Annotated in this window: 10 protein-coding genes and 1 pseudogene; 5 read left to right on the forward strand and 6 right to left on the reverse strand. The window is 41.5% G+C overall.

What is annotated here, in order from left to right:
• A partial coding sequence (locus JWQ85_RS17425) for a DoxX family membrane protein (RefSeq protein WP_299470279.1) occupies positions 1-563 on the forward strand: 563 nt, incomplete at its 5' end.
• Between the two features lie 39 nt (positions 564-602).
• Here JWQ85_RS17425 and JWQ85_RS17430 read toward each other — a convergent pair.
• Complete coding sequence (locus tag JWQ85_RS17430; protein WP_299470281.1) at positions 603-1,592, reverse strand: hypothetical protein; 990 nt, start codon at positions 1,590-1,592, stop codon at positions 603-605.
• A gap of 127 nt (positions 1,593-1,719) precedes the next feature.
• Between JWQ85_RS17430 and JWQ85_RS17435 the strand changes: the two are divergent.
• A pseudogene (locus JWQ85_RS17435) lies at positions 1,720-2,982 on the forward strand (Na+/H+ antiporter).
• Positions 2,983-3,051: 69 nt separating this feature from the next.
• Here the strand turns inward: JWQ85_RS17435 and JWQ85_RS17440 are convergent.
• The 5 genes from JWQ85_RS17440 to JWQ85_RS17460 form a co-directional block, all read right to left on the reverse strand.
• Positions 3,052-3,432, reverse strand: a complete 381-nt coding sequence (locus tag JWQ85_RS17440) for a nuclear transport factor 2 family protein (RefSeq protein WP_299470283.1) — start codon at positions 3,430-3,432, stop codon at positions 3,052-3,054.
• Between the two features lie 29 nt (positions 3,433-3,461).
• Complete coding sequence (locus tag JWQ85_RS17445; protein WP_299470285.1) at positions 3,462-4,232, reverse strand: isocitrate lyase/phosphoenolpyruvate mutase family protein; 771 nt, start codon at positions 4,230-4,232, stop codon at positions 3,462-3,464.
• Between the two features lie 91 nt (positions 4,233-4,323).
• The gene (locus JWQ85_RS17450; RefSeq protein WP_299470286.1) at positions 4,324-5,136 is read right to left on the reverse strand and encodes an AraC family transcriptional regulator; all 813 of its coding nucleotides are present in this window, start codon (positions 5,134-5,136) and stop codon (positions 4,324-4,326) included.
• Between the two features lie 57 nt (positions 5,137-5,193).
• Positions 5,194-5,664 (reverse strand): nuclear transport factor 2 family protein, encoded by a 471-nt coding sequence (locus JWQ85_RS17455; RefSeq protein ID WP_299470287.1) that lies wholly within the window; start codon positions 5,662-5,664, stop codon positions 5,194-5,196.
• Between the two features lie 155 nt (positions 5,665-5,819).
• Positions 5,820-8,018 carry an alpha-galactosidase gene (locus tag JWQ85_RS17460; RefSeq protein ID WP_299470288.1) on the reverse strand — a complete coding sequence of 733 codons (2,199 nt, stop codon included), beginning with the start codon at positions 8,016-8,018 and terminating at the stop codon, positions 5,820-5,822.
• A 293-nt stretch (positions 8,019-8,311) separates the two neighbouring features.
• Here JWQ85_RS17460 and JWQ85_RS17465 point away from each other — a divergent pair, with 293 nt between their 5' ends.
• The 3 genes from JWQ85_RS17465 to JWQ85_RS17475 all read left to right on the forward strand — a co-directional run bounded on the left by JWQ85_RS17465 (position 8,312) and on the right by JWQ85_RS17475 (position 10,967).
• Entirely contained in the window at positions 8,312-8,971 is a 660-nt protein-coding gene (locus JWQ85_RS17465) for a DUF6766 family protein (RefSeq protein WP_299470289.1), read from the forward strand.
• 12 nt (positions 8,972-8,983) lie between these two features.
• A complete protein-coding gene (locus JWQ85_RS17470; protein WP_299470290.1) occupies positions 8,984-9,466 on the forward strand; it encodes a CinA family protein in 483 nt (160 codons plus the stop codon).
• A gap of 211 nt (positions 9,467-9,677) precedes the next feature.
• A complete protein-coding gene (locus JWQ85_RS17475) occupies positions 9,678-10,967 on the forward strand; it encodes an epoxide hydrolase family protein (RefSeq protein ID WP_299470291.1) in 1,290 nt (429 codons plus the stop codon).
• The last annotated feature ends 37 nt before the right edge of the window (positions 10,968-11,004 follow it).

Below are 11,004 nucleotides of genomic sequence, written 5' to 3' on the forward strand. Positions count from 1 at the left end.
TGCTATTTTTGCTGCTCCTCCTGGTTTTTCATATACCAAACCAATTTAGAACTACGCCTGCATTTTTAGGCAGTTGGAATAACGCTCTTAAAATATTCGCCTTAAGCGGCTGTGCTTTTATTGTTGCGGCATCGTTGCCACAAACCGGAACTTTTACAACCGGGTTTGAACGGATCTTACCCTTTGGCAGCTGCTTTTTGGCCATTACCATGATAATATTCGGGATAGAGCACTTTGTTTATATCGGCTTTGTACCCAAGCTTGTACCAAAAGGCATCCCCTTCCCTGTCTTTTGGAGTTATTTTACAGGCGTAGCCCTCATAGCTGCCGGGTTAGGAATCATCCTCAATATTAAACTTCGCCTGGCGGCAAGTTTGCTGGGCCTAATGATATTTATCTGGTTCCTTTTACTGCATATTCCACGTGCACTTGCAGATCCACACAGCGGGAACGGGAACGAAATTGTCAGCGCATTTGAAGCATTAGCTTTTAGCTGTGCCGCATTTATACTGGCAGCAAGTAATAAAAAGATAGACGTTAAGGCTAAGCCTAAAAAAGGTTAGCCATTGCATTCTTGTTTAGAAAAGCGGAATAAGCGATAATTATTTAACCGGCTGAATCCTGGTCGCCTCAAAAATAAACCAGGCGTTCATTATTAAATAGGCTGCCAGCAATATTTGGGCATATATAAAATCAAACCTTTTGGCTTTGTCTATCTCGTCTTTTTTAATCAATTTCAGGGAATAAGAAGTACCTATAATAACAGCAAGTATAAATAACAGTGTAATTCCGTGCAGGGTATCTACCAACGTAAACGTGGTAGATTCGGGCAGTGAAGAGTCTACAATATATTTGTTACCTATCACCGCAAACAAGGCCCCAACGCTTAATCCAAACCGCGAGTCAATACTATCGGTATGTATGTAAAAGCACATATAAGCTATCAGGAAGGCAACATACATCCCTAAAAACATTTTCCAGAACAGGCCCATAGCATCCCTGTCAAGTTGTATCTTAACTTTAAAATTACTGTATTCGGTATGTGGTTTTGCCATGCTCGCATCGCCAAACGCCGTTTCGTAGATCTTTATCCCGGTAGATACATCAAGCGTATCAATACGCCATCCCCTGAGTGTAAAACGAGGGTCGAAGTGTTTGCCAAGTGTATCGGCAGCAAATATTAATGACTTAGAATCAAACTGAGAGTTCTCAATAGAAAACCGAAGTTTCTGCTTGTCAAACGGAAAATTGTCTATCGCCCATGAATCTTTCATTACACATTGCAGCTTCATCAATATATATACCTGATTGTCGCTGGAGTCAACGGTAGAATAAGATTGGGTTACCGATTTTGCCTGCGGCACTTCCAAATTATGCAGAAAATCGAACTTTTTGTTTTTGTATTTAAGCCACAGCCACAGGTTAATACTGTATTCTTTATCCTTAAAATTAATATCGTGGATGCTGGTAATATATATTCCGCTGTATACAGTGTCTGGCTTCTCGGCCTGCGCCTTTACGGATGGAGACGTAAAGAGTATGATAATGAAAGTGATAGCTAAGAGAAAACGTTTATTAATTTTTATGACCATTCCCGGGGTTTGATGTACAAGCTAAAAATAGTCATTTTGTTTGATTACTATTACATTTGCTGCAATAGGCTGTAGCACCCGTAAAATTAGAACGTGGCAGATCGTATATTACCCTAAAGTATAAGCAATGGAAAACTACAGCATCGTTATATTTATCCTCGCTGTAATGATAGGCCTGTCGGCCATTGCCGATAAGGTAAAACTACCCTACCCGGTGCTGCTTATAGTTGCCGGTATCGCGGTTGGTTTTATCCCCTCGATACCCCATATCGAAATTAACCCCGAAATTATTTTCCTGATATTTTTGCCGCCGTTGCTGTACGATGCCGCATTCAATATCTCTTTTAAAACATTTAAAACCAATATCAATACCATTAGTACGCTGGCTATTACGCTGGTATTTATAACAGCATCGGGTATCGCGGTGTTTGCTCATTATGTGATCCCCGGCATGACCTGGCCGCTGGCTTTTGTGCTGGGCTCTATACTATCCGCAACCGATGCAGTGGCTGCCATGAGCATTACCAAGGGCCTTGGCCTGTCGCATAGTACCAACACTATTTTAGAGGGCGAAAGCCTGGTGAACGATGCCTCGGCACTGGTAGCCTACCGTTTCGCTGTGGCGGCGGTAACCGGCACGGCTTTTATGTTTTGGAGTGCCACACTCCAATTTGGGATACTAATGGCAGGCGGGGTTTTGATTGGTTTGATAGTAGGTAAGATCTTGTCTTTTATTATTCAACGCATCCATCACAATAGTTTAGCCACCATTAGTTTTATGCTGCTAACGCCTTTTGTAACCTATTTGGTAGCCGAAGACCTGAACGTTTCGGGCGTAATAGCTGTGGTGATGCTTGGTTTAAGCATTGCCCGTTTTAGCGGGAAGATATTCCCGGATAAGCTTAAACAGCAATCAAAATCGTTTTGGGATGTCATCATTTTTTTATTGAACGGTTTGATCTTCATTTTAATAGGTCTACAGTTCCCGTTCGTTATAAAAAGCATCGACAGCAGCCTGATATGGCAGTACATTGGGTATGCTTTTGCTATAACGATAATTGCTTTATTGCTGCGCATGGCGCGTGTGTTTCTTCAAAAAATTAACCTGCAGCATGCTTTTGATAAAGGCAAACATAAAATAACCGAAGATGCTTTGCTGGATTTTAAGAACAGCCTCATCATTAGCTGATCGGGCATGCGGGGGATAGTATCACTTGCTATCGCGATAGGTTTACCGGTTACCCTTGCTGATGGCCGCCCCTTCCCCGAGCGAAACGCCATTATATTTATTTCGGTAGTGGTGGTGCTTTTCACACTGATAGGCCAGGGGTTGACTTTGCCCTGGCTGGTAAAGCGTTTAAGATCTAAGGATAGTACTGCCTCATCATAAACGGCCGGTTAAATATAAGGCCCCACTCATTAAAAGAAGCGGGGCCTTATATGTTACTGCCTTGCAGATCTATGCTACAAGGTTAGCTTCGGCACCAAATGCATGGTCTATAACAATGATCCAGGTACCATTGGCTTGCTGCTTCATTACCTCGATGCCTTTGGCGCTTATTTTTACTTCATCACCATCTGTTATGTTCCATTCAGATCTGCCAACGGCAATATCCCCCGCCTGGAAACAATAAACGGTTTTAATTTCCATTTTCCCTTTTATAGATAAAATGGCTTTAACCGCTTCTTCAAATTTTTCTTTGCCCGATACCGGGTTACCGGGGCTTGCTTCAAATATGCCGCCGGCATCATACATTTTCATTACGGTTGCTACATCGCCTGTATTATAGGCTGCTGCAAGTGTTGCGTGGGCATCTTCGGCCCGTGTTGGTAGGTTCATTTTTTGTGATTTATGTTTGTGAATGGATATTATTTAAAGAGCGAGGAGAAGTTTCTATCGTCGATGACTGCCTTTGCCAATTTCGCGGCGTTATCATATACTTTGTTAAAAAGAAACGGCCCCATGCTGATCCTTTTTACACCCAGCGCGCCCAACTCTTCAAAACCAGGCAAATCTGGCATACACATAACATTAACCGGAAGACTGGTGGCGCTTACCACTTCTTTAATGTCGCTACTGTTGGTGATGCATGGCACAAATATTCCGTTGGCACCAGCGCTTTCATAGGCTTTGATACGGGTAAGGGTTTCATTAAGCGCTGTTGGCATACCCAAAAGGAAACCATCCGTTCTGATGTTTAGAAACAGGTTCATATTATTCCTGCTGATGTGACCGGCCGCCTCGGATAGGATCTTTTCGAATTCGTTTACCGATTGAAACTGGCGTTTAGCGCCGGGAATGGTATCCTCCAGGTTTATGCCCACAACACCTGCGTCATGTAATTTATTGATATTCTCCAGTATGCCGTCAATCGTTCGGCTATATCCCCCTTCTAAGTCAACAGTAAAAGGAATACTAACTATCTCACATACCCGCCTGGCTACCCTAAGCAGTAAATCAAAAGGCAGGTTTTCTCCATCTTCGTACCCAAAAGAGTTGGCCAGGGCCTGGCTGGATACGCCAATTGCTTTATAACCGTTTGCCTCAAATACTTTAGCACTGTTTACATCCCAGATGTTGCCTAACAAGAAAGGTGCGGAACCTTTGTGGAGTTGCTTAAATGTTTCAAAAGAGCTCATATACAATAGATTTATGTTTGTTATTATTGAACATAACAAAGGTATTGCTCCGGTAAATCTTAAAATTGTATAAAGCGGAACTGTTGTTATTTTACAGTTGTAAAAGCTGGTTAACGGGAGTTATATTTTCCAGATAAGCAGAGGGTGTAAAACCGGTAAATGATTTAAAATCCCTAATAAAGTGCGATTGATCAAAATACCCCGAATCGTACGCGATGGAGGTAAGAGGCTGTTCGTTTTTAGCAACCAGCTTAAGGCTAAACTGGAAGCGGTTTATCTTACTGAATGATTTTGGAGAGAGGCCTGTATTTTGGTAAATTAATTTATGCAGATAACGGGTAGTGATGCCATGTTTTGATGCGATATGCCCAAGGTTATTCTCTGCAGGGTTTCTTTTTATACTGGTTAGGATATGGGCTACCTTGTCAATCTTAAAGATCTTTCTATCGTTGTTTATTAACCTTTTCAACAAAAAATCGTCAACAAGCGCTATCCTTTTTTGCTGATCGGTTGTTTCCATGAGCTGCACGTGCAGGTTTTTTACGGGGTTGCCTATAACATCATATAGGTTAGCTATTTGATCATTAAACACCCCAATATCATCATTAAAAAAATAAGATGCCGAGTGGGTGAAAAATTTGATACCCAACATGGTATGCCGGCCTTTTGACCGTATGGCTAAAGGTTTAGTGATCTGGCCCCATAGTTCTATTGCAGGTGTTTTGATAAATTGGTTATCTACCCATGATTCCCAAATGCCTTCACCCAAATTAAATATCGCCTCCATGTCACCACTCGGAAATACAATATCCTCAAACTCTATATCAGAATTTGATTCAAAGATGTAATAATGCCTCACATAAGGCTTTAAAATATCAGAGGGGGCAAATTGTTTAAATTCCATTTATATCGCTAAACAAAAATAACACCTTTTATTATAAGCGCCTAAAATTCAAGGGCATTACTGTGCTTTACGATCACTACTAAATGAATCCCTGAACATTTTCCACCCTTTAGCGGTCTTTTTCCAGAGTACCAGAAATTTCCCGTTATCAAAAAGGTTATTGTTTTTATCGAATGACTGCCAAAAGCCTTCTTCAACTACATAGCCATTGCCCAATCCGTACACCTCAGTAGTAGTGAATTTGCCGTTCCTAAGTCCAATATCATTATACGCTATCTTGAAAAAATCAAGCGCACCTTTATGCCCCTTCATAGCGGGGGCATTTGGCAGCATTATGATGCAATCTTCTGCGTAACAGTTTACAAAAACAGCCGGATCATTTTTTGCAAATGACTGAAAATAGATGGCGTTGCTTGCGGCAATGGCTTTTTTTGCTTCTTGCACGTTAGATTGTGCATAGCAATTACCACAAAACAGGTTGAATAGAACAATTATTAAAACTGCTGTTAAAACGGCATTCCTTTTCATATGGATTTGATTGTTTATCATCAAAATTACCAAACCCGGGAATAAGCAAATTGTATAAAAAGGAACAAATGAAAATTAATGGCGCAGCTTGCATAAAAAAGTCCCGCTTGTATAAGCGGGACTAAATCATTTACATGAGGTACAATTACACTTGATTATTGCACAGCATCAACCTGAAGCACAATACTTGTATGGCTGGTGCTCACCTCGGGGTTTATACCAACGTTCATTAAAAAATCGCCTTTATAAACAAGGTTACTTTCTAACACCGAGTTTGTGCCGGGATACAGGTTAATTTCTTTTACCGAATATTTTTTCTGCGGATCAAGTCCTTTGAAACGTATAGGCGTTTTACTACCCGAGCCATAACGATTATTTACCAGGTAATTGAATACCACGGCTTTTGATGTTGCATCGTTCACATACATTAACGATGCTACGTCGTTACCCCATGGGCTTTGTAATCGGAATTGGTCGCCGTGCCATATCACATCTTTAAGGGCATCGTAATTTTTTAACGCTTCGTGGCAATAGGCAAGTTCCTGTTCGTTTAGTTTACCTACCACAATATCAAAGCCCATTTTACCCATCATGGCTACATCAATTTTAAATTTGATAGGTTGTTTGCCCCAATCGGTAACGTGATTAGAGCTGGCAATGGCAGGGAAAAAGTAAGAATACTCCCATTGGATAAACACTCTTTCCAACGGATCGGTATTATCACTTGGCCAGTACTCGGTAAAATATTTTAACGCGCCATAATCAACACGGCCGCCACCGCCGGAGCATAGCATTAATGGTACTTTTGGATATTTGGCACGCACACGGTCGAGCACTTTATATAGGCCGCGCACATAATCGGTATACAGGTGTGATTGGTCTTTCTTTAAATAAGATGAGTGCGCGTTATAGATAACCGCGTTGCAATCCCATTTAATGTAAGCCAGATCGGGGTTTTTAGTGAACAGGTTATCAACCACGCCAAATACAAAATCCTGTACCTTAGGGTTCGACAGATCTAAAACCAATTGGTTCCTGAAATACTTTTCGGGGCGATTAGCCTCTTTTATAACCCAATCCGGGTGCGTTTTGTAAAGGTCGCTGGCCGGGTTCACCATTTCGGGCTCTATCCATATACCAAACTTTACATCGTTTGCTTTTGCTTCTTTAACTAACGAACTGATGCCATTAGGCAGTTTTAATTTATTCTCCTGCCAGTCGCCCAGGCCTGCATTATCACCGTTACGGGGATGGTTGTTGCCAAACCAGCCATCATCCAGCAGAAACATATCTACGCCCAGTTTTTTGGTATCCTTAAACAGTTGTGCCAGTTTAGGCTCGTTAAAATCAAAGTAGGTAGATTCCCAGTTATTTAGCAAGGTAAGCCTTGAGCCTTCGCCATCAACAATTTTATACTTGCGTGCCCAGCGGTGCATTTTGCGGCTGGCATCGCCTGTACCATGATCACTGTAAGTGTATACCAGGGCGGGGGTAGTAAAGTCTTCGTTAGGTTTTAAATGATACTCGGCACCTGCATTGTTTATACCGGCTATCAGCCTCAGGTAATTTGACGGATCGGGACTAAGCTCAAAATCAACCTTGAAATTTCCAGACCATTCCAACGAACCTAACAATACTTTACCTTCATCTTCGGTAGCGGGTTTATCCATCGATATCATAAAGGTTGATGGCTCGTAAAGGTTAGCACGGGTGCCCAGTTTACTATCGATAGTTTTAATACCATGTGTAAGTTTGCTTTCCTCGGGTTTCATTTCTGTAGCCCAATTGCCATGGTATTGTTTTAGCCAAAAGCCATCCGCCTTAAAATTAAGGTTGGCAGATGCAAATTTGTTAAGGGTTACAATGCCTTTCTCGTTATGCTTAATTACCGACCATTGCTCGGTAATATCCTCTTTATAAAAAGTTTTATAATAAAGCTTTACCTCAAATGGATAAGCTGGGTCTTTAAGTGTTACGGTTAACAGGGAAATATTATCATCAACCTTAGTTACAGCATGACTAACATATAATAACTCAAGCGATTTATTACCATCGGCATGGGTTACAGTAATGGCAGGCTCTGCCAAATTAGTAGAACCCGATGGCGTGTAAGCATCATCCAATATCCCCGAATCATCATTCGGTTTATACATTTTCAATATCTGTCCGTATTCTTTAGCATCGCCCAGCTTTGCTCCAAAATAAACCATCTTCAGGTTCTTTTGGGCATCGGTTTGTAGTACCAGCGCGTTGTGCTGGGTTTCTACCGGGATGGTTACTACTTGTGCTTTCGCGAATGAACTTGCCGCTATAAGGCAAACGGTTAACAGGCCTGTAATGTGTGTTTTTCTCAATTTGGTATTTGGTTTATAATTGTTAACTGGTTTAACTGGTTTATTATATGCTGACTTTAGACTCTCTTCTATAACATGAGTAAATCAGGCAATGATACGGTAAAGTAATCTATTTTCACAACTATCATTCATACGTTTTACACAGTAATTTATAAGTTTTAAAATTTAGGATAAGCGATTCCATGTAATTCCTCTACTTCCTTTTGAGTGGTAATTAATAATATTTATTAGAAATTAATTGCTTCAAACTTTTTCCCCCTCTTCAGGTTTTAGTTATACCATTTATAAACGCCATGAAGAAACAAACTTTTCTTTATCGTAATGGATTAAGTATTGTCTTTATCCTGTTATTCTTAATTACCCTTAGTGCCCAGGCGTTTACCGGCTGGAAGGAGCATAATCAGGAATTAGTAGATGACAATGGCAAGGAAATTGGATTTGCCACCTACCTTTATACCGGTCACTTCGTATCAGCAACTTTTGAAAACTTCCAGAGTGAGTTTTTACAAATGGGTCTTTATGTTCTCTTAACTGTTGGCTTACGGCAACAGGGATCTGCTGAGTCTAAAAGCCTGGAAGAAGAAGAGGAAGTGGACAAAGAACCCGTGTCAAAGCCCGGCGCACCCTGGCCTGTAAGAAAAGGCGGCATATGGCTAAAGCTTTACAGCAATTCTTTATCAATAGTTTTCTTTCTATTATTTTTTATCAGCTGGGGATTTCACCTTTATGGCAGCTGGATGGATAACAATGTAGAGCAACAGCTAAAAGGTAAAGCTACCGAGACCATACTCGAATTTATAGGGCAACCGCGGTTTTGGTTCGAGACATTCCAGAACTGGCAGAGTGAATTCCTATCCGTTTTATCAATTGTTGTACTTACTATATTCCTGAGGCAAAAGGGCTCGCCAGAATCTAAGCCGGTTGATGCCCCAAATATGAAAACCGGAAGTTAATAACAAAACCATATGGCAGAACCTAAAATTTTAACATGCAGTAAACTGATAGCTGAGCACCAGCTTACCATTGCTTTTGCAGAAAGCGCTACCGCAGGTTGGCTTTGTTCAGAATTTGCACTCTCCCCCGAATCGGGGGAAATATTAAAAGGAGGTATAGTTTGTTACGACGCATCGCTAAAAGAAAAGATATTAGGTGTAAACCCCAGCCTGATCAAACAGTACACGCCAGAATCTGAAGAAGTGACCAGGGAAATGGCTGTAAAGTTAAAGGGAGTAATTGAATCTGACATACAAGTAGCAGTAACCGGGCTTACATCGCCGGGCGGCAGCGAAACACCCGAAAAGCCTGTGGGGACTATGTTTGTTTATGCATTTATAAAAGGCGAACCGGCACATTTTAGAAAGGTATTCCAAGGTTCGTGCGAAGAAGTGATCCATCAAACTATAGATGCCACCGCCGAATTATTGACCAATAAATTGAATAGTAAATAATCTACCTCCCAGGCCTCCCGGCCAAATACACCAACATCCACCGGGGATAAACAGGGAATATTGTGCGCCCTCTAAACTGAAAAATTCTTCGGGCTTTAAAATGACCGCTTCGAGATCAACTTAGTCCACTTAACCTATTTGATGATTGAATACAGCCTTAGCTGAGGATACATTTGACTTAACAAATCAAAACAATTCAAAAACTAAGACGATGAAAACGATCACACACACCTTAACCACTAAAATTATTGCCGGTGCACTAATGCTGTTTACCGTACCGAGCTTTGCCCAAACCACTAAAATTGCCGATACTAAGGCTTCCGACAAGATCCGCCCTTTCCATATCAGCGTTCCGGAAGCAACACTTACAGATCTGCGCCAACGCGTATTAGCTACAAGATGGCCAGACAAAGAAACCGTTACAGATCAATCCCAAGGCGTAAAGCTGGACCAGATCCAAACCCTTGTAAAATACTGGGGTAATGGTTACGACTGGCGTAAAGCAGAAGCCAGGTTGAATGCCTTACCGCAATTTGTAACTAATATAGATGGATTGGATATTCAGTTTGTACATATCCGCTCTAAACATAAAAATGCCTTACCGCTTATCATCACTCACGGCTGGCCGGGTTCTGTATTTGAACTTTTGAAAATTGTTGGCCCGCTTACTGATCCTACCGCATTTGGTGGCCGTGCAGAAGATGCTTTCGATGTTGTTATCCCTTCAATGCCTGGTTATGGTTTTTCAGAAAAACCTAAAGGTGCAGGCTGGGGCCCGGATCGTATAGCCAGTGCCTGGGATGTACTGATGAAACGTTTAGGATATAAAAATTATGTATCACAAGGTGGTGACTGGGGTTCGGTAATAGCAGATGCTATGGCACGCCAGGCACCGGCTGGATTGATCGGCATCCATGTTAACATGCCTGCTACTGTACCTGCTGATGTGGCTAATGCACTTAAAAACGGCGAACCGGCACCTGCAGGATTGTCTGTTAAGGAAGCTGCGGCATTCAAATCATTAAATCACTTATATACAAAAGGTGGTGGTTATGCAGCCCTGATGGTAACCCGCCCGCAAACTTTGGGTTACGGCTTGTCTGATTCACCTGTTGGCCTTGCTTCTTTCTTCTTAGACAAATTCAACGAATGGACCTACAGCGGAGGAAACGCTAACAAATCACTTACACAAGATGAAATGCTTGACGATATCACGCTTTATTGGGTTACTAACACAGCAGCTTCTTCAGCACAACTTTATTGGGAAAACAATACCAACAACTTTAACGCTGTTGAACAAAAAACAGCCGATATCAAAATCCCTGTTGCTATAACTGTATTCCCTGGCGAGATCTACCAGGCACCAAAAACCTGGGCAGAACGCAGCTACAAAAATTTGATCTATTTCAACGAGGTAAATAAAGGCGGTCACTTTGCACAATGGGAAGAACCACAGCTATTTGCTGAAGAGCTTCGTGCAGCTTTCAAAACATTACGATAAATATTAAAAACGGCGCACATATTATGTGCGTCGTTTT

The sequence above is a fragment of the Mucilaginibacter sp. genome, assembly GCF_028288105.1.
Lineage (GTDB): Bacteria > Bacteroidota > Bacteroidia > Sphingobacteriales > Sphingobacteriaceae > Mucilaginibacter.

Coding starts and splice junctions, on each gene's coding strand:
- JWQ85_RS17430 (WP_299470281.1), bottom strand. CDS start 1,592: ATGGTCATAAAAATTAATAAACGTTTTCTCTTAGCTATCACTTTCATT.
- JWQ85_RS17440 (WP_299470283.1), bottom strand. CDS start 3,432: ATGAACCTACCAACACGGGCCGAAGATGCCCACGCAACACTTGCAGCA.
- JWQ85_RS17445 (WP_299470285.1), bottom strand. CDS start 4,232: ATGAGCTCTTTTGAAACATTTAAGCAACTCCACAAAGGTTCCGCACCT.
- JWQ85_RS17450 (WP_299470286.1), bottom strand. CDS start 5,136: ATGGAATTTAAACAATTTGCCCCCTCTGATATTTTAAAGCCTTATGTG.
- JWQ85_RS17455 (WP_299470287.1), bottom strand. CDS start 5,664: ATGAAAAGGAATGCCGTTTTAACAGCAGTTTTAATAATTGTTCTATTC.
- JWQ85_RS17465 (WP_299470289.1), top strand. CDS start 8,312: ATGAAGAAACAAACTTTTCTTTATCGTAATGGATTAAGTATTGTCTTT.
- JWQ85_RS17470 (WP_299470290.1), top strand. CDS start 8,984: ATGGCAGAACCTAAAATTTTAACATGCAGTAAACTGATAGCTGAGCAC.
- JWQ85_RS17475 (WP_299470291.1), top strand. CDS start 9,678: ATGAAAACGATCACACACACCTTAACCACTAAAATTATTGCCGGTGCA.